Consider the following 17,973-nt stretch of genomic DNA (forward strand, 5'->3'; position numbering starts at 1 on the left):
TTACTCGCCCTGATAGCGGATATCGACGCGGCGGTTTTCTGCCCAGGAAGCCTCATCGTGACCACTGGCTCGCGGCTTTTCCTCGCCAAGACTGACAGACTCGATCTGGGATTCCTTGGCACCCGACAGCGTCATCGCATAGCGCACCGCATCGGCCCGTTTTTGTCCCAGTGCCAGGTTGTATTCACGGCTACCACGCTCGTCAGTATTACCTTGCAAAAGAACCCTGGCGTTTGGATTGCTGCGGAGGTACCCAGCATGGGCGCCGACGAGGGATTTATATTCATCCTTTACCACGAAGCTGTCGAATTCGAAATATACGCTGCGCCGGGAAAGAATATTATTCGGATCCGTGAGTGGATTGAGAGTCGGCGCAGCTTCCGTGGTCGCTCGAGGCGCTTCCGTCGCGGGTTTCGTTCCCACTGACTTGTCTTCGACCTCGGCGTCCGATTTCTTGGTCTGGCTCGCGCATGCCGTTAAAAGACTGATCAATAATACAGCTACAACTTTTTTCATTTCATTTCCTTTGAGGTTGACTAAAAATGCGGATGCTAGTTTTGCGGCCTTCGCATGGGTCCCCATGCCGGCTCTCTCATATCTCCAGCTTGCGTTGAAAGCTGTTGTCTTGTTCTGCCATCGCTGGATACAGCGGATAATATACCACGGCCTTTTATTTCAGTTGCATAGAGTATGATCCTGCCATTGGGCGCGAAGCTGGGAGACTCGTCAAATCGCGAATCAGTAAGCAAATGTACCTGGCGTGTCGCCAAATCCTGTATCGCAACATTGAATCCTCCTCCGCCACGGTGGATAAACGTAAAGCTTTTTCCGTCAGGGCTGTAACGCGGGCTGACGTTATAGCTGCCCTCGAACGTAAGGCGTTCAGCCGACCTGGACGCACTCTCGGCTACCGGCATGCGATAAATCTGAGGACTGCCTCCGCGGTCAGAGGTAAAAATGATATAACGGCCATCCGGGGAAAAACTTGGCTCGGTATCGATACCGGAACTCTGACTAAGCCGCTGCAATCCCCCGCCATCGGCATTTATAAGGAAGATCTGCGACCCCCCCATCAGTGATAACACCACCGCAAGCTTGCTGCCATCCGGCGACCAGGCGGGTGCGCTGTTACTGCCCCGGAAATTGGCCACCGCTTTGCGCGCCCGTGTCGCCAGGGTCTGCACATAAACCACCGGTTTCTTGTTTTCGAACGACACATAGGCCAGCTTGGTACCGTCTGGAGACCAGGAGGGGGAGATGATCGGCTCAGTGTATTCGATCACCGGCTGGGAGTTATAGCCATCGGCGTCCGCCACCTGCAACGAATATTTCTTGCCTTGCTTCACGACATAGGCAATGCGCGTGCTGAATACGCCCACATCGCCCGTCAGTTTTTCGTAGATCATATCGGCAATGCGATGCGCGGCGGCGCGCAATTGTTCCGCGGGCACGGTTTCCGCATAGCTCGCCAGTTGCTCCTGTTTTGCAACGTCCAGCAACTGGAACCGGATTGCGACCTGGCCGCCTGCCAGGGTTGTGGTGCTTCCAATCACCAGAGCGCCCGCGCCACGGTTTACCCAATCGGGATAACTCACCTCGACCGGTTCATGCGGCCTGAGACCCGCCGGATCTACCAGCCTGAACAACCCGCTGCGCTGCAAATCCGCTGCCACCACGGGTGTAATACTCTGGCTGAGTTTTTCTTCGGCGGCGAAGGGAACAATGGCGATCGGAATCTGGGTTGCGCCACCACCGAAAATTTCAATATTGAGTGTGGCGTACGCATTCGCGCCCGCCAACCACAGAAAAAGGACAACAGCATAGCTGTAAAATCTGCACAGGCGAACTTGCATGGGTATGGCCTTCAGGGGAATTCGCGGGAAGACGTAAATTATACCAGTCATTCTTGGTAATGCACCTTGACGTTCAAATTGCGGAATTTCAAGAACAGCGCGGGATCGGAAGGCAGCGGAAGCGGCTTGGACATAAAGATGCCGCGCTCCACGGCGCTATCGAAAGCGGGGTATCCACTCGTCCTGCGCATCTTCACCTCAAGGATATCCCCTCCGGGAAGCAGCGTAACGTCGAATTCCACAGCTGGATTTCCTGGGAGATCGGGCGGCATGACAATGTTCCTTCTGATCTTGGCCATGATCTTCGCCTTGTACTCGGCCATCTCATCCGCCAAACGGGATTGTGCCGCCGCCAGTTGCTGCCGCTTGTCATTTGCTTCCTGCTCCCGTTGAAGCTGCTCCACCTCGGCGGCGATTCTCGCTTTCTGCTCTTTCTCCTTCTGCTCTTTGTCCTTCAGCTCTTTCTCTTTCCGCTCCTTTTCCTTCTGCTCTTTCGCCTTCGATTCCCTCTCCGCCTGCTCCTTTAGTTCCTTTTCTTTCTTCGGCGGCTGCTTCTGCTCCACCGGCTTCTTTTCCGGCTTGGGTTTTTCGATTTTTTCCTTGAGAACAATATCGGGCTTCGCCGGGGGCGGAACCTCCGGCTCGGGTGGCAACGGCTTTGCCTCAGGAGGTGGAGGTGGAGGAGGCGGAGGCGGTGCGGGTGCCGGGGGCGCTGCTTTAGCCGCGGGCTGAACCGGCGGCGGGGGGGGCGGCAAGCTGCTCCACAAGTCCACGGTCATGCTTTCGGGAGGAGATGTTTTCCAGTTGAGGCCGAAAATCATAAACGCAAAGAAAACGATATGTACCACCACCGCCAGCACGCCCGCTCGCAACCGTCCCGGTTCAAGTTGCACCGAATTGCGCAATGCTATGCCGCCTGTCACGTCGCACCGTTCATTTGGGTCTGGCCAGCAGCCCCACCTTCTTCACCTGCTGCTGTTGCAGAATATCCATTACATTTATCACTTCTTCGTAGCGGACGCTCTTATCGCCCGCAATTACCACCGGTTGTTCGGTGTTTACGGCCTGCTTCCGTTTGATTGCTTCGACAAGTTCGTCCCGGCTGATTTTCCGTTCGCCGCCGGCCACGGAACGGTCGTGCAGCCTGAGGCTGCCATCCGCCTTGACGATCACCTCGAGCGGCGCTACGGGCGGCGCCAGAGATTTGCCGATCTCGGGCAACTCGATCTGGCCGGGCGTGATCAGAGGGGCGGTAATCATGAAAATCACCAGCAGCACGAGCATTACGTCAATGTATGGAACGACGTTTATCTCATTCATCAGGCGGCGTCGGCTGCGGCGCTCAGTCACGATAACCGCCCTACGAAGTAATACTCATCCCTCATCCGGAAGCCTGCCGCTGCAATACGTTGGACAATTCTTCCATGAAACTCTCAAAGCGGGTTGCGAGACGATCGATGTGGCTTGCGTAACGGTTATAGGCGATCACCGCGGGGATGGCGGCAAATAGTCCCATGGCGGTCGCGATCAGCGCCTCGGCGATGCCCGGTGCGACATGAGCGATGGTAGCCTGGGAAACGTTGGACAATCCGCGGAAAGAGTTCATGATGCCCCAGACCGTGCCAAACAGTCCCACGTAGGGACTCACCGAACCAACTGTTGCCAGAAAGGAGAGATGGGACTCCAGGTTGTCCATTTCGCGCTGGTAAGTCGCCCGCATTGCCCGGCGCGTGCCGTCCATGACTACGCTGATATCCATGCCAGGTTGCCGCTTGTGCTTGATGAATTCGCGGAAGCCTGCCTCGAAAATCCGCTCCATACTCCCCGCAGTATGACGCGACGCCGCGGCGCTTTGAAAAAGCGTGTTGAGGTCCGGGCCTTTCCAAAAGACATTCTCGAATTCGTCGCTCTGCTGCATCGCCTGACGGATCGCAAACAGCTTGCGAAAGATGTACCACCACGACAGAAAGGAAGTCAGCAGCAGCAACGCCATGACCAGTTGGACCGGCAGACTGGCGCTGCCGATGAGATGAAACATGGACATGTCCTGCGTAACCGCTGGGCTCATGACCGAGCTCCCAGTTTTTGGCGCAACGGCGCCGGCACGCTCACCGGCCGGAGGCTCTCGGCTCCCACGCAAACCGCTTGCACCGTCGCGTTGGCCAGCAGAGTTGTCCCGCGCAGCACATGCTGCGAGATAGTAATGCGGCTTCTGCCCAACTCCGCCGCCTGTGCAGTGATGTGCAGCAAATCGTCCAGCAACGCCGGTTTGAAATATTCGATACTGAGGGAGCGAACCATGAAAACCACCTTGTGAACCTGAACCAATGAATGAATATCGAAGCCTAGCTCCCGCAGCCATTCGTAACGGGCACGCTCCATGAAATTGAGATAAGTGGAATGATAAACCACTCCGCCAGCATCGGTATCCTGATAATAAACGCGCAACGGCAGAGTAAAAATCGGATAAGTCGGGGAATTATCCATCTATCTCAGGTATTGAACTTCTCGCGCACTTGCCCGCGAAAACCACGCACAATTTTTCGGGCTACTGACTATCATCCCACAACTCTCCACTCAACCCGTTTTTCGGCAGCGCGATACCAAAGTGCTGATAAGCGATCATGGTCGCCATGCGGCCGCGCGGCGTACGTTTCATGTAGCCCTGCTGGATCAGGTAGGGTTCCAGCACGTCCTCGATGGTGCCCCGCTCTTCGCTAATCGCGGCGGCAAGGTTGTCCACCCCAACCGGACCTCCCCCGAATTTTTCCATCACCGCCAGGAGCAGCTTTCTATCCATCACGTCCAGGCCAATGGAATCCACATCCAGCATGAGTAATGCCGCGTCCGCCACCTGCCGGGTAATGCCGCCGTCAGCCCTGACCTGGGCGAAATCGCGCACGCGCCGCAGCAGTCGATTAACAATGCGCGGCGTGCCGCGCGAACGGCGGGCGATTTCCACGGCCCCATCGATTGAGATTTCCGCACTTAACAACGCGGCCGATCGCACTACGATCTTGGTCAGCTCTTCAGCCGTATAAAATTCAAGGCGTGAGATGATGCCAAAACGGTCGCGCAAGGGATTGGTAAGCATGCCCGCGCGGGTAGTGGCCCCGACCAGGGTGAACGGCGGCAGATCGAGCTTGACCGAACGCGCGGCCGGCCCTTCACCAATCATGATATCGAGCTGGTAATCCTCCAGCGCTGGATAAAGAATTTCCTCCACCACCGGAGAGAGACGGTGAATTTCGTCTATGAACAGCACGTCATTAGGTTCGAGATTAGTCAGCAATGCCGCCAGATCTCCCGGGCGCTCCAGCACTGGACCAGAAGTATGGCGCAGGCTTACGCCCATTTCCCGCGCAATGATGTGGGCAAGGGTAGTCTTGCCTAACCCGGGCGGACCAAACAGCAACACGTGGTCAAGCGCTTCCTGACGGCGCCGCGCCGCCTCGATGAAAATCTGCAACTGTCCGCGGATTTTTTCCTGACCGATGTATTCGGCCAAATGCTTGGGACGCAGCGCCCGCTCGAGTTCCTCTTCCCTCTGGGAAACGGGCGCGGAGGCGATGAGCCGATCTGTTTCAATCATTCAGTGCATACCCGATGCGCACGCCGCCGGATATTCCTGATAACGGAAATGTTAAGTCGAGCGAGCCGCCGATACCGGCGTGGCTACTATTGCGCATCTTCGGGTGCTACTTTTCTTTAGATAGGATTTTCAACGCCTGCCGTATACCGTCGGCCACATTAAGGTCCACGGGTAACTGCCTGATGGCCCAACTGGCCTCGCGGTCATTATACCCCAGAGACAACAGGGCATTAAGCACGTCGCTGCCGCTGCTTGCCACACGCACCCCTCCTGCCGCCTCTGATGCGCCGTTCGCGCCGGTGCCGAGCTTGTCGCGTAACTCCAGCAATAGACGTTCCGCGGTTTTTTTTCCGACGCCCGGGATTTTGGTCAACCGCCCGCTATCCTGCGCCGCCACTGCCTGATGCAGGTCGGCCACGCTCAAGCCGGACAGCAGTGCAAGGGCGGTTCTGGCTCCAACGCCCGAGATTTTCACCAGCTGGCGAAATACCGATCGCTCCGCTTCCGTGGCGAAGCCGAAAAGCAGATGCACATCTTCGCGCACGACAAGATGGGTGTGAAGCACGATTTCGGTCCCGATGGCGGGCAGGTTATAGAATGTACTCATTGGCACGTCGATCTCATAGCCGACTCCGCGCACGTCCACGAGCACCAATGGCGGAATTTTCTCCAATAGCAAACCCGTTATTCTGCCGATCATACCAATCGTCCTCGCTTCATGCGGTAACCCGCGGTAGACATGCCGCCCAGTCCCAACCCGCCATGAGCGTGGCATATCGCGCAGGCAAGGGCATCGGCCGCGTCTGTGCTGGGGTTGCCGCCAAGCTGCAGCAAGCGCTTGACCATTTCCTGAACCTGCTCTTTTTTCGCATGACCCTTGCCGACCACCGCCTGCTTGATCTGCAAGGCGGTATATTCAGCCACCACCAGATTATTCAGCACTGCGGTGCAGATTGCCGCCCCCCGCGCCTGTCCCAGCATCAACGTGGACCGTGGATTGACATTGACGAATACTTGTTCCACCGCGACTTGATCGGGGCGGTGTTGAACGATAACCTCGTTGAGATGATCCATAATCGACTTCAGGCGTAATGGCAGCTCGCCATCCTGTGTCTTGATACATCCGCTGCTGACGTAGGCAAGCTTGCTGGCTGTTTTGTCGATGACCCCAAAACCTGTAATTCGCAAGCCGGGGTCAATCCCAAGGATACGGATTTTGATTACCTCAAGTAATGGGGCCCCAAGGCTCCGGGCAGGGAAATCAATATACTAGACTTCGCGCGTGGATTCGTCGGGCACCGTGCGTGACGAAAACTATTCATCCATTACGGCGGTCGTGTAAACCTCTTGCACATCGTCAATGTTTTCCAACGCATCGAGCAGTTTTTGCATTCTTGTCGCATCATCGCCCGCCAACGCGGTCTCGTTGACCGGCTTCATCGTCACTTCAGCCAGTTCCGCCTTGAACCCCGACTTCTCCAGCGCTTCCCTGATTGCGACAAATTCGTAAGGCGCGGTGACGACTTCGATGCTGCCGTCCTCATGCGTGACGATGTCTTCGGCGCCGGCTTCGAGGGCAACTTCCATCAGCTTATCTTCATCGGTTCCGGGCGCAAAAAGAAGTTGTCCGCAGTGCTTGAACAGGAACGCCACCGAGCCATCCGTGCCGAGATTGCCGCCATACTTGGTGAAAGCGTGGCGCACATCCGCAACGGTACGGACGCGGTTGTCCGTCATGCAATCGACCAGCACGGCCGCGCCTGCGGTGCCATAGCCTTCGTAGCGTATTTCTTCGTAGTTGACGCCCTCCAGACCGCCGCTGCCGCGCTTGATGGCGCGTTCTACGTTGTCCTTGGGCATGTTTTGCTCGTATGCCTTATCTACAGCCAGGCGCAGCCGCGGATTACTATTGGGATCGCCCCCACCTAGCCTCGCGGCGACAGTGATCTCCTTGATGAGCCGGGTGAAAATCTTGCCGCGCTTGGCGTCCTGCGCGGCTTTCTTATGCTTGATATTAGCCCACTTGCTGTGACCCGCCATGATATGCCCTTTACCCTCGTCCTCTTGTTGAGTAGTGCAATGGTATCACCGCGTGCCACGAGCATAAAGCGCGGAGCAGAGTGTGTTACGGCGCGTATATATTGCTCCCAGCGGAGACCCGAGAGGCGAGGGAATCCCTGAATAGGTCCTCCGCCTAGCGCATCTCGGGAATCGGGATCGCGAAATCCGCGTTCTGCCACCCACAGCGACTTTTGTCCACTTAAGGAAAACGGCAATACGGCTCCGCCAAGGCGGCAGGTCGATTTAACGATATTCAGACGGGCCAGAGATAGGGGGTAATGTCGATTGGCTGGGGTGCGCCCGAAATGACGTTCGATATAAGCCGGGCGCTACCAGGCGCCATGGTAACGCCATATCGGTAATGGCCGCTATTGAGATAGAGGTTGGGGATTGTCGGATGATGATCGATAACCGGGACATTACCAGGCGATCCCGGACGCAAACCGGCCCAGTGCGCGGAAAGGACGTCTTCGTTTAATTCCGGCACCAGCGCGCGCGCCTTTGCAAGTAGCATCTCCCGGGCCTCGGCGGTAGGGCCCTTGTCGAACCCGGCATCCTCCAGCGTACTACCAGCCAGAATGTGCCCATCCCGACGGGGAATCAAATAGAATTTTTCCGGTTCCTTCAACACGATGACATCGAGGAGGCCGGGATCTGCCCTGAAAAGCAGGATTTGGCCGCGCACCGGCCAAATGTCGAGCTTTAGCGCGAGTTGATGCAGAAGCCTGCCGCTCCATGCCCCAGCGGTCACGACATAATTGGCCGCAGCGTGGTCCTCTCCCCGGCTGGTGCTGACTGACTCAACCCGGCCTCCCGCCATATTCCAGCGCGTGGCCTCTGTATCTTCAACGATGACGCCTCCACGCAGTTCCACTGCCTTCATTAGCGCTTGTAACAGGCGAGGATTGCGCACCTGGCATACGCTGGACAGCCAAAGCGCCGCTGCATCGTGTGAAAGTGCTGGTGCAACTTCATGAGAACGAACCCTGCTCATGGGAAAATTAAATCGTGCGCACCAGGCTTGCGCTACGCGTATTCGGGCATCCAGCCGTCTCGCTTCTGGCTCGCTGCATTGCTCCGTAAGCACCAGCATTCCGGTCGCCTGATACTCGGGATCAATCCCCGTTTCAGTTCGTACGGCTTCGATAAATTCCGGATATAGCTGGTTGCTCAACTGCGTGAGCTGCGTGACAGCGTCAGGGTAATCCCAGGGCAATAACGGAGACAGGATACCCGCGCCTGCCCATGACGACTCCTGCCCGCAGCGATTACGTTCCAGTAGGGTTACCGTCGCCCCCTGCCGCAACAATTCGTAAGCAGTAGCCAACCCGACGATTCCGCCGCCGATGATAAGAACGTCGCTCAAAAATCAATCCTTCGCATCGCCGGCAGTTTAAAGCAATTTTTCCACCGAAGCAGCGCAAGCTGGCGTTGGTCATAAAGATGAGCCTGGTCCAAAAAACTTTATATCGGGAGGGTGAGCCGGTATAATGCACGTCCCTTGGGAATCAGTGGGTCGTTAGCTCAGCCGGTAGAGCAGCGGACTTTTAATCCGTTGGTCGCCAGTTCGAATCTGGCACGGCCTACCAATACAATCAGTAGTTTACCTTGATAGTGACTTGGTATCATGCGCCGCGTGGGACACTGTTGGGGCACTTGAGGTGAACTGTATCCCCTCTGCCGCTTCTATACGTTTTGTCTTCTCTGTACCTATATCTGTATCTAGCAGTCGTCACCGTTACGTCGTTACCCCTATCGAGCGCCTAGGGGACCGGGATACCTTTGAGGCTACGCGTCCTGCTCACAAAGGGCCCGGCAGAAAGTGATGTATCAGATCGTTACGCTCACGCCCCATCAGCTCTAAATTGGCACATTTGGACATGCGAAAGTCGCTGTGGCCAGTGCTTGTGAAGGTGAACGACATCCGCGGTTGCGTAATCTCTTCCGTCTCCTTTCGGGGCTCACCTGCATCTGACAGGATGGCGTCGCCATACTGCCTGATCAGCTTGCCCATCATCTGCGTCTCGATTTTTTCCGCCCGCTTCGCGCGGCGCTCCACAAAATCAATTGTGGTGCCGTCTGCATGGTGATTAGCTATCAGCAATTTTAGCAATCTCTCGATTGCCTGGAACAGCAGCACATTGGGCCCAATCTTGCGAAGCACATCATCGCTCAAGGTCTTCATATGCGACACCTGATCATTTTTGTCCATTACCCGAAATCCTGTTGTCATATTCTAGACTTATTTCTCGAACCTCGAGGAAAACTGGCTGAATTTTTTTATCATGCATCGGTAGCAAGCCCATGCTTCTTGGCCCTTCTACGCGGCGATTAGCGAGAGAACTCTCTCTGATCAATGAGGGGGAAAGAAGTGCAGGATTACTTTCTCTTCTCTACTTCAAGCTTGTTGATGTAGCGTTGAATTAACGATAGGGTAATATCGTCTACGTCGACATATTCACAACTGACACGCTGGCGGGGGATATCATTCACCCGCTGGAGCTCGACGCGCGTTACCCGGACGCTGGCCTTGAGGGTGCCCATTTCAGGAAGCATGATGCGGCAATTGGGGTAGATGGGACCTTTTTCGAAGACGACTTCGCATCCATAGTCCAGGAACGCCATTCCACCACAACTGATATTCTGCAGAACAACGTCCACTGAAGAAGCCGATATATTTTGGAGCAAAGGAATGACGCACTTCACCGGCGAGACGATAGGCGTCGCAATCCGGTAATACTCTCTTTTCTGGATCTGGAGAAGGCTTTCCGGTACTTCAGCAAGGAAAGCCTCCTTGCCTTCAAACAAGGTTTTACGCAGTTTCTGGCACATGAACTGGATCTTCACCTTGTTGGGGAATGCGACGATACTCAAGTCGCTGGTTTTGAGCGCTTTCTCATTGACTAAGCCATCCGCGCCGCAGTCCATAACCATTTCATTTTGATGGGCATCTACGCTTAAGATGGTGGTCAGAAAAAAGCTGCCGCTCTCGCCAAAGTAACAAGTGGCAAGCGAACGGCTCCGCACCATTAGGCGAAGTACAGAGAGAATTGCGATTTTGGAATGGGTACGGTATTTCTCATTGCTATCAAGGACCTCGGGTTTGTTTTCCTGTTTTAGCATGAACTTGCTCTCTGCTGACCGGGATTGCCGATTTATGTTGAATATAACGATTACGTTGCTTTAAAGGCTGGCTTTAGAAGCCTCCCTGCAGTATGGTTTGCACAAGGTGTGCCATGGAGGGTAATAACGGCAGTAATGGGGGGAGAATTAAAGCGTCGATATGGCAAAAATTTTGAAACGCTCATTCCTATTCATTCTTTTCCTCTCTGAATGGCTTCTAGCGCACTTAAACGTCGTTCCGGGTCTTCGTCAGCTCTTGTACCGTGTGATGTTTTGCAGGCTCCGCACGAACAATCAGAACAGACTGACATGCATCTGTTGCGAGGGTCTGCTGCACGGCTACAAGAGTCCACCGGGAGTAATGAACGTCTTCGGACTGGTGCCTCAATGGTGAGGGGTCGTTCCGCGGCCAGCGTGCGCCCGGCCAATTGTTTCTTGAGCTCGCCGGCCAGCCCGGATTCTCCCGGAATCGATTCGGCATCCTTGTTCTTGAACTGGGCCAGCAGTTAATCAATCAGTTCATCCGGGAATAGCTTGGACGCCTTCGCTTTGGTCTTCCTGCTCTTGATGTTCATCGTATTTGTCATGTTGTTTCCCTTTCGAGATCATCTCATGACCTTCCCATACAAAATAACTGACAGGCTCGGCGGGGCCCATTCTTTTGCTTTGAATGATCATTTGTTCATAAGAGACGGAATGCTCATCGACGTTACGCGCGTATTGCAACAGTGAATCCACCCAGTCGTTAAATAGCCTGAAGACACGATCGACAACCACCTCTGCTTTCTCGCGTTCGTCGTCGTTAAGAGCCGGAAGATCTAAATCGGCGAACCCGGGACCATTGATTGCGTGTGACGATTCCGCGATATAGTGCTTCGTGCCAAAGAATTCGCATTCTTCGCCGTTTTGCATAGTGATGCCTTGGCAGCTTCTGAAGAGGACTATTGACACAGCTTCAATCGCCTCCATCAACGCGAACAAACCATAGGATTCCAACTGTGTCGCTGTTGCGGTCAGTTCCAGAGACAACCGGCGGGAATGTTCAAATCCGGCACCCCATAAGACTCGGGTGGCGTCGGAAAGAGGCATCTTCATGTCGGCGTTGACCTTATCGAGGTCGCGCAACAACCATTGCCAATGGAAATCCTCCTCATACGTGTGAGCATTCAACATGGCCTGAATGGGGTCAGCAACGCCGCCGGGCTTTTCTTTTCGGAAGACGTAGGTGTTCAGATCAGCGTACGCCATGATAAAAGGAATGGTGCTGGGAGCCCAGGATAGGCGTTTTTCTCCCGGCAAGTCGGTGTCGGATAGAAACTGCGTGAAAAACGGATGTCTCTCAAATTCATTTCTCGCGGTTTCGATATAGTCGATGATATTTTTCATGTTCTGGGCACCATTAAAACGTTTAGGGAACTGAATAAAAACCGCACTACGCCGCGGCTGACATGCAGCACAAGTACCTCCTGGAAAAAGGGCCGTTAGCTGCCTCGTGACACGTGAACGAGCAAGGGAAGGCGGGCTTCCAGACTGTGTTATCGGCAAACCTTTGTTTTTTCTTTAACGAAAATACGGCGCGGCAGTGAAGCGGACGCCGGAATGATGCTAGTCGCAAGTGCAAAGGTGCAGACCCGCGAATAGAAGTTCAATCAGGCCAAATCCTGGCTACGCGAGATAAGCTACGGCCGGCAGCGGCACGGAAGATGATCGTAGGGTTACGATTCTGGAGACGTTTGTAAGACATTATCATGCATGGCGGCAATCTTGACGGCTGCAATCCCTGACCTTTGAAACGGTTCGGCCAGATGTTCAAGTATCTGGTTGGTGCGCTGCAGTTCCTGTAGCCCGCTTCAGTGCGCGTCACCACTCAGCAAGACGCCTCGTGAGTTCTTCCTGGGCTATAGATGGTGGCGATGAACGTCTAGTGCGAAAAGCCGGAGATGACACCATCGCTCAGAAGGAAGAAACCACCTGCAAATATTGCGTGTGTGAGCCACCACATGTGATTCCGGAGCCCGACCGAGGATGAAGGCAAGCGACGAGAGCGCGTGCCGTAGATCAGCGAAGTACTGATCAGTCGCTGCAACAAGATGACTGATCCGGTTTTCCTAAAGCAGATCAGTATGTCGCACTGGCCGGGTAACGGGTAAGACGAAGGGGAAAATAATTGTATTCTCGCTAATTGGTTTTAACGATTTAAATAATTAACCAATCCCTGCACTTATAGAATTAATAACCTATTATTAATTCTGTATCACCCTTTTTTCAGCATCACTGACGGATGTGTATCAATTGTCCAATAGATGCGTTTCTTTAAACAAGAATGATAGGAGATCAAAATGAAAATGAAATTCGGTGGGTTCGGGTCTCTTCTGATCTTGGCGTTAGTAAATTTTCCGGCGGTGGCGGCACCATCCGCGCCATGTACTAAAGAGATCGGGGAAGTTGTTCCTGACGTCGGTACTTATGTTAACGCCACGGCTGATACCAATTATTTTATTAAACCGGGCGAGTGCCTGGTCTCCCCGAACAAGCAATATATGGCTGTGCTTCAGCCTGATGGAAATTTTGTGGTGTACGAAACCCACCACATCGATTCTAAATCCGATTATTGGAATAGTGGAACGCGGGATAATCGCAAGGCGGGTCTCTTAGTCCAGCCGGATGGGCGTTTCGTGATATATAAAGAGAAAGGGATCAAGCAAGGAACCGATGGCAAGTTTTATGGCGATCCATCGCGGGCTGTTTTCGTTTCAACTGTACGATCCGCACCATCGGATTATTATTTGGCCATAAAGAACGATGGTAATTTAGTCCTTTATCGTGGTACTCCCCCTGGGGTAAAGATGGTACCCGTTTGGGATTCCTTTACGTATCCTGCAATGAGGCGCTACTGCATCACGTTGAGTCAGCCCCATCGCGGCGTGGTTGGTATGAGAGAAGTCGACACCGCTAGCCCCGGCACTAAGGCTCCATATTATCTGGAGCAGCATAACAATATGTCTCTTCCCTCGTTTCGCGCCACTTCTTTTAGTACTGAACGTGGCAATTGTCCCTAGGAAATTAGGTGTGGGGGTAAATCCAGTACACGTTTACCCCCTTTCAAATCAGTACCTTCGCATGAACCTTGTTTTGTCCTGACCTGAATCGCGGGTTTATAGCGTTACCAATGCAGGCGCCGTAGCAATGAACGTTTTTTCCACTGGTGCCCCTGCATGCGTTGCAGGATGCTATCCAACATCTGGATCGCCTCTATAATGTGCGGCCCTTTGTTGAGCATGACACACTCGGCACGCTCTCCCATCGCAGCATCAGTAACTTCGGCGCGACTCGGCCTGCCTGTTTTGACCAACCCTTCCAGAACCTGAGTAGCCCAAATTACGGGAAGGTGCGCGGCCTCGGCCAGCCATAAAATTTCCTCTTGCAACTCGGCCAGTCGTTCATAACCACATTCCACGGCCAGATCGCCACGCGCGATCATGACCCCAGCGACCGGTGAGCCGAGGAGAGAAAATATCAGCTCCGGCAATTGCTCGAAAGCGGTACGTGTCTCAATCTTGATCACGATTCCCAGCTTTTCGGCATCAAGCCGTTTCAGCTGTTGCTGCAACAATGCGATATCCGAGGGCTTTCGCACGAAGGAAAGTCCAACCATATCCGCGTGACGGGCGACAAATTTTAGGTCGATTATGTCCTGGACTGTCAGGCCATCCAGATCAAGATCGCTATCCGGCAGATTGATGCCCTTGTCAGCCAGCAGCTTTTCTCCGCAATCACGAGCCTGGGTGATCTCAACCCTAATCTCGCCAGCGTTGACGTCGCGAATTACTCCGCCGATACGGCCATCATCGATCAGAATCCGCTCACCTGGGCGAACACCTGCGAAGACTTCTGGTAGAGAACAAGCAATACTGGCGGCACGTAACATCCGACCGCCATCGTCGAACTGAGCGGGACGCCCTGGAATCGAGTCACGCGTTATAATGAGGCTGTCGCCGCGATAAAGCCGAATAATTCCCGCCATTTCGGGAACCACACCTATCTCTCCGGCATAGTCATGATGTATCCCCCGTGCGGCCCCGGGGTCTGGTGCTCGCAACAGGTCAAGCGACAGGCCAGGCTTGACATATGCAGTTTGGGAAGACTCTCCCCAGCAACCAAAGCTCGCCTGCCCAACGACTTGTATGCTGCGCAACTTACCTCTAGCGTCGGTGAATTCAATATTGTCGCCTGCCATTACCTGCGCTAGCCAGTTTCCCTTGACTGGAATGCAAGCATCAGCTTCGACGCAGGAAGCGGCTTGCTCCTCGGGATACAACCAGATGCGAGCAGGCCGGAGCACTTTGCCGTACGCGTCGCGTTTCGGACGCCATTTGAGTACCGCGTGCCCAGACGCGATTTCGCCAGTACGTAGTTTAGGGCCACCCAAATCCATCAGGATGCGGCACTGACGTCCCGTTTCACGACGCGCCCGCTTGATCTGTCGGAGCAAGCGCATCCAAACGCTCATGTCGTCGTGCGCGCAATTGATACGCGCGCAGTCCATCCCTTGCAGGATCATTTTTTTGATCAGGGAATAGTCGTCCGCTGCCTCGCCGGGCAATGTGACCAGAATGCGAACGCGCCTCTGTGCCGGAGGTTTACCAAGAAGGTTATAAGTGTTGGCTTCCAGCGGCGCGGGTCCCGTTGCCGGAGAATCGGCGAGGGAAGAGTAGAATTGCGATGACTGCTTACCCAAAACACATTCCAAGAGTGTGATGATGGCGTCCAGATTGTGAAGGACATGGGACTCCGCACGTCCCAGGGACGATAATCCAGCCGCCGCGAGTTTTTCCTGCAAGGGACGTATATCGCGCCGCCGCAAGCCCAAATAATGAATCAGATTGGCGGCGCTGGGCCGATGGCGCGCCGCCACCTTCTCCAAGATCTCGGCGGATTCGCTTTCCAAGGTCATAAGGTCCTGTCGCAGGGCCGTCAATTCCCGCAACAAATCCGCGTAAGAATTTTTTTTGCTACGCTTAGATGAAGAGGTTTGCCGGTCTGGGCGGGACGGGTTCATGCTAGCTCTCCATAGGGGTCGGAAATATTGTCATTGCATTGTTGCAAAGATATGACAATAAACCCGCGCGTCAACGTCGTTTTTTCTAATCAATCATTATAAGAATCAGAGGCTTATCCAGATAGCGTTCGAGTATGGCCCCCAGTTATGGGGGGTCTTTTTTTCCATCTCTTTAAAGTCTCACCACTGAAGTACTTACCCTTTCGCCTATAGACCAACCCCACGGGAATAGCCCGTGGTCGAATTTTCTGCCATCGACTTGAGTAGTGCCCGGCGCCGCCGGTACTCACCTGCCAGACGCCAGAACAGTTACCTCGCGGGATCACTGGGCCGGATCACTGAGGGTGTCCGTTTCTGTTACGGGAATGGGAAAATTGCTCTTTCCTGTTACTGTTGCAGGAGCCGGGGGTTAGCCCTACGGTTCCGCTTTAGGAAGAATCAGGAGATTTGGTCCTGTTATGGTAGCAGGACCGTTTGAAGAGATTGATTGATGCAGTCGCAGATGCTGATTCTTCTGTGCGCAGACCATCACCCGCGTACCGTCACCCGCGCGGGTCCTGCATTTGATCTTCCGATTCCGATTACGGATATTGTATCCGTTACCGGTACAGCTAGCGGTTTCTGTTTCTTATTATCGCTCCCCGGCGGGATAACAGGGTGTATCTTCAGTGCAAGATTGCAGAGGGCGGAGGGCTCGCACCGCATGCGCGGGATTCTGGAACAGGACTGTAGCACGACCATACGGCCAAAATGTTTTCCAACCTGCCCAACTACGTCATTCTGGATCCGGACACCATTGGCGCGCGGCTGCGCTGTATGACGGTATCCTTTAGTTCCCAACCTGAACATGAGCGGGGCCGGAAACCTGCAAGTCCGCTTTCATTCGAGAATTCCCGACCCTGCTTCAGTCCACCAAAAACGAAGATACTATTTTTTCTCCTTGTACGGTTTCTTGTCCATTACTTCCTGATCTCTGTATTCGTATTTCACCCCCGGCGGCACATCGTCGGGTACCTTTTCGCGCATGATCTCGCTGGTTGAGCTTGGCTGTTTCCCATAATATTTGTCCCCGTCCTTTTTGCTGGACCCGGTGCTCGTCGTCGTTTCCTTGCCCTTGTCATGCGATTCAGCGGACACGCCGAAGCTACAAACAGCCGTAAAGGCGGCGAGAATAACAGTCGATATGAGTTTGTTCATTTCAGGCTCCTATTAGTGAGCTACGTGATAGATAAAAACATCGATCGCCCGTTTTGGTGCGTGGTAAGCATGTTCTTTGAATCCTGCGCCGAGCAGACCTTTCGCCTGGTTTCCCACAACGTTCATAAACAATACGAATGCTCTTCGATATATTCGGTGCGCTAACGCACCGATCCATGCATTACCGTTAATAGGAAGGGAGCGAAAAGGAAAGGTTTTTTTGTCCATTTAGCTGTCGGTAATGCTGAGCTTGTTTACACGGCAGATGATGACTGATCGATGCCCGCGCGTACGAAGTGCGAGCTGCCTTATGCGCGAAAGAGACTTCATGTGAAGTCTCAATAATCGCCTTCAGCGCTAGGGATTCGCGATGTCTTCAACCAGCAGCAGTTACGATTGGAGAAATATATTCGTTGGTCGGTAGAGAGGAGCATTGCGTCTCCCTATAACTGCTAACGTAACGAGACGCCAAAGCGTCTCATACTCTGCCAAAAAGGGTCGCGCGTGGCCTGAACGAAGTCATCAGACCATTGGATTGCGAGGGAGCGAAGCGTTAGCGGCGAGCCCATGATGGGGTGTTTAGACCATGTGCTTGGTGCGACAACGTACGGAACAACTCTTGGGCTAGCGTATCATTTTAATACAGCAATTTTGCTGGATTGAAACGGGGAACGGCTATGAAAAATACTTCGGCTTTAAAAAATACAACTCGATCGATCCTGATTGCCAGCGTTATGTTCGGCGTTACGGGCATGGTGCATGCTCAAAGCTCCACCGCCAAAACCGCCAAAAAACCGGGCAGCTCCATGTCGAGCCCGGCCGCGCACACATACGGTAAAGATGCAGCACGGGACTATGCAATCTCGCAAGGATCAGGCTCACATACGTATGGAAAAGACCAATCGGCCGACTATGCGCAGTCGCAAGGTTCGGGATTTCACGCGTATGGAAAAGATTCAGCAAGCGATTACTCAATGTCGCAAGGATCAAGCTCCACCGGACGGTCCACTGGGATGGGATCGAGTTCCTCGCAAGGCTCGAGCACCTCAGGAGGGGATTAACTACGGTCTGTTTCTTTAAGATCCGAC

17 protein-coding genes and 1 tRNA gene are annotated in these 17,973 nt (G+C 54.0%); 2 read left to right on the forward strand and 16 right to left on the reverse strand.

Annotation, left to right across the window (positions count from 1 at the left end):
* From pal to thiO, 11 genes are all read right to left on the reverse strand, one after another.
* Complete coding sequence (gene pal / locus BM022_RS07485) at positions 1-516, reverse strand: peptidoglycan-associated lipoprotein Pal (RefSeq protein WP_091138285.1); 516 nt, start codon at positions 514-516, stop codon at positions 1-3.
* Positions 517-551: 35 nt separating this feature from the next.
* Complete coding sequence (gene tolB, locus BM022_RS07490) at positions 552-1,853, reverse strand: Tol-Pal system beta propeller repeat protein TolB (protein ID WP_091138287.1); 1,302 nt, start codon at positions 1,851-1,853, stop codon at positions 552-554.
* A gap of 47 nt (positions 1,854-1,900) precedes the next feature.
* Entirely contained in the window at positions 1,901-2,776 is an 876-nt protein-coding gene (gene tolA, locus BM022_RS07495; protein ID WP_256209041.1) for a cell envelope integrity protein TolA, read from the reverse strand.
* Between the two features lie 10 nt (positions 2,777-2,786).
* A complete protein-coding gene (gene tolR / locus BM022_RS07500) occupies positions 2,787-3,203 on the reverse strand; it encodes a protein TolR (RefSeq protein ID WP_256209042.1) in 417 nt (138 codons plus the stop codon).
* A 31-nt stretch (positions 3,204-3,234) separates the two neighbouring features.
* Positions 3,235-3,921: a protein TolQ gene (tolQ, locus tag BM022_RS07505; protein ID WP_091138162.1), complete on the reverse strand. Its 687-nt coding sequence runs from the start codon at positions 3,919-3,921 to the stop codon at positions 3,235-3,237.
* Positions 3,918-4,340 (reverse strand): tol-pal system-associated acyl-CoA thioesterase, encoded by a 423-nt coding sequence (gene ybgC, locus BM022_RS07510; RefSeq protein WP_091138163.1) that lies wholly within the window; start codon positions 4,338-4,340, stop codon positions 3,918-3,920. The genes tolQ and ybgC overlap by 4 nt, the downstream gene beginning before the upstream one ends.
* 61 nt (positions 4,341-4,401) lie before the next feature.
* Positions 4,402-5,445: a Holliday junction branch migration DNA helicase RuvB gene (ruvB, locus tag BM022_RS07515; RefSeq protein WP_091138165.1), complete on the reverse strand. Its 1,044-nt coding sequence runs from the start codon at positions 5,443-5,445 to the stop codon at positions 4,402-4,404.
* 106 nt (positions 5,446-5,551) lie between these two features.
* Positions 5,552-6,145 carry a Holliday junction branch migration protein RuvA gene (gene ruvA / locus BM022_RS07520; RefSeq protein ID WP_091138167.1) on the reverse strand — a complete coding sequence of 198 codons (594 nt, stop codon included), beginning with the start codon at positions 6,143-6,145 and terminating at the stop codon, positions 5,552-5,554.
* The gene (ruvC, locus tag BM022_RS07525; RefSeq protein ID WP_091138169.1) at positions 6,142-6,660 is read right to left on the reverse strand and encodes a crossover junction endodeoxyribonuclease RuvC; all 519 of its coding nucleotides are present in this window, start codon (positions 6,658-6,660) and stop codon (positions 6,142-6,144) included. Before ruvC ends, ruvA begins: the two co-directional genes overlap by 4 nt.
* 99 nt (positions 6,661-6,759) lie before the next feature.
* Positions 6,760-7,485, reverse strand: a complete 726-nt coding sequence (locus BM022_RS07530) for a YebC/PmpR family DNA-binding transcriptional regulator (RefSeq protein WP_091138170.1) — start codon at positions 7,483-7,485, stop codon at positions 6,760-6,762.
* A 274-nt stretch (positions 7,486-7,759) separates the two neighbouring features.
* Positions 7,760-8,872: a glycine oxidase ThiO gene (thiO, locus tag BM022_RS07535; RefSeq protein WP_091138172.1), complete on the reverse strand. Its 1,113-nt coding sequence runs from the start codon at positions 8,870-8,872 to the stop codon at positions 7,760-7,762.
* 147 nt (positions 8,873-9,019) lie between these two features.
* Here thiO and BM022_RS07540 point away from each other — a divergent pair.
* Positions 9,020-9,095: transfer RNA gene (locus BM022_RS07540), tRNA-Lys, on the forward strand.
* 212 nt (positions 9,096-9,307) lie between these two features.
* On the opposite strand, the gene BM022_RS07545 is transcribed toward BM022_RS07540, so the two are convergent.
* The 3 genes from BM022_RS07545 to BM022_RS07560 form a co-directional block, all read right to left on the reverse strand.
* Positions 9,308-9,718, reverse strand: a complete 411-nt coding sequence (locus BM022_RS07545; protein ID WP_091138174.1) for a hypothetical protein — start codon at positions 9,716-9,718, stop codon at positions 9,308-9,310.
* A 167-nt stretch (positions 9,719-9,885) separates the two neighbouring features.
* Positions 9,886-10,629 carry a flagellar brake protein gene (locus tag BM022_RS07550; protein ID WP_091138175.1) on the reverse strand — a complete coding sequence of 248 codons (744 nt, stop codon included), beginning with the start codon at positions 10,627-10,629 and terminating at the stop codon, positions 9,886-9,888.
* Between the two features lie 519 nt (positions 10,630-11,148).
* Positions 11,149-12,015, reverse strand: coding sequence for a hypothetical protein (locus BM022_RS07560; RefSeq protein ID WP_091138177.1), 867 nt, complete (start codon positions 12,013-12,015; stop codon positions 11,149-11,151).
* 953 nt (positions 12,016-12,968) lie between these two features.
* On the opposite strand from BM022_RS07560, the gene BM022_RS07565 reads away from it, so the two are divergent.
* On the forward strand, positions 12,969-13,688 hold the full coding sequence (locus BM022_RS07565; protein ID WP_091138179.1) for a hypothetical protein: 720 nt from the start codon (positions 12,969-12,971) through the stop codon (positions 13,686-13,688).
* Between the two features lie 104 nt (positions 13,689-13,792).
* Here the strand turns inward: BM022_RS07565 and BM022_RS07570 are convergent, their stop codons facing one another.
* A complete protein-coding gene (locus BM022_RS07570) occupies positions 13,793-15,688 on the reverse strand; it encodes a pyruvate kinase (RefSeq protein WP_091138181.1) in 1,896 nt (631 codons plus the stop codon).
* A 927-nt stretch (positions 15,689-16,615) separates the two neighbouring features.
* Positions 16,616-16,885 (reverse strand): hypothetical protein, encoded by a 270-nt coding sequence (locus tag BM022_RS07575; RefSeq protein ID WP_091138182.1) that lies wholly within the window; start codon positions 16,883-16,885, stop codon positions 16,616-16,618.
* Between the last annotated feature and the right edge of the window lie 1,088 nt (positions 16,886-17,973).

This window comes from Nitrosospira sp. Nsp14, from assembly GCF_900113575.1.
In the GTDB taxonomy this organism is placed as follows: domain Bacteria; phylum Pseudomonadota; class Gammaproteobacteria; order Burkholderiales; family Nitrosomonadaceae; genus Nitrosospira.

Excerpts from the sequence above, each read along its gene's own strand:
- pal (WP_091138285.1), bottom strand. The coding sequence starts at position 516 with ATGAAAAAAGTTGTAGCTGTATTATTGATCAGTCTTTTAACGGCATGC.
- tolB (WP_091138287.1), bottom strand. The coding sequence starts at position 1,853 with ATGCAAGTTCGCCTGTGCAGATTTTACAGCTATGCTGTTGTCCTTTTT.
- tolQ (WP_091138162.1), bottom strand. The coding sequence starts at position 3,921 with ATGAGCCCAGCGGTTACGCAGGACATGTCCATGTTTCATCTCATCGGC.
- ybgC (WP_091138163.1), bottom strand. The coding sequence starts at position 4,340 with ATGGATAATTCCCCGACTTATCCGATTTTTACTCTGCCGTTGCGCGTT.
- ruvB (WP_091138165.1), bottom strand. The coding sequence starts at position 5,445 with ATGATTGAAACAGATCGGCTCATCGCCTCCGCGCCCGTTTCCCAGAGG.
- ruvA (WP_091138167.1), bottom strand. The coding sequence starts at position 6,145 with ATGATCGGCAGAATAACGGGTTTGCTATTGGAGAAAATTCCGCCATTG.
- BM022_RS07530 (WP_091138170.1), bottom strand. The coding sequence starts at position 7,485 with ATGGCGGGTCACAGCAAGTGGGCTAATATCAAGCATAAGAAAGCCGCG.
- BM022_RS07545 (WP_091138174.1), bottom strand. The coding sequence starts at position 9,718 with ATGGACAAAAATGATCAGGTGTCGCATATGAAGACCTTGAGCGATGAT.
- BM022_RS07550 (WP_091138175.1), bottom strand. The coding sequence starts at position 10,629 with ATGCTAAAACAGGAAAACAAACCCGAGGTCCTTGATAGCAATGAGAAA.
- BM022_RS07560 (WP_091138177.1), bottom strand. The coding sequence starts at position 12,015 with ATGAAAAATATCATCGACTATATCGAAACCGCGAGAAATGAATTTGAG.
- BM022_RS07565 (WP_091138179.1), top strand. The coding sequence starts at position 12,969 with ATGAAAATGAAATTCGGTGGGTTCGGGTCTCTTCTGATCTTGGCGTTA.
- BM022_RS07570 (WP_091138181.1), bottom strand. The coding sequence starts at position 15,688 with ATGAACCCGTCCCGCCCAGACCGGCAAACCTCTTCATCTAAGCGTAGC.
- BM022_RS07575 (WP_091138182.1), bottom strand. The coding sequence starts at position 16,885 with ATGAACAAACTCATATCGACTGTTATTCTCGCCGCCTTTACGGCTGTT.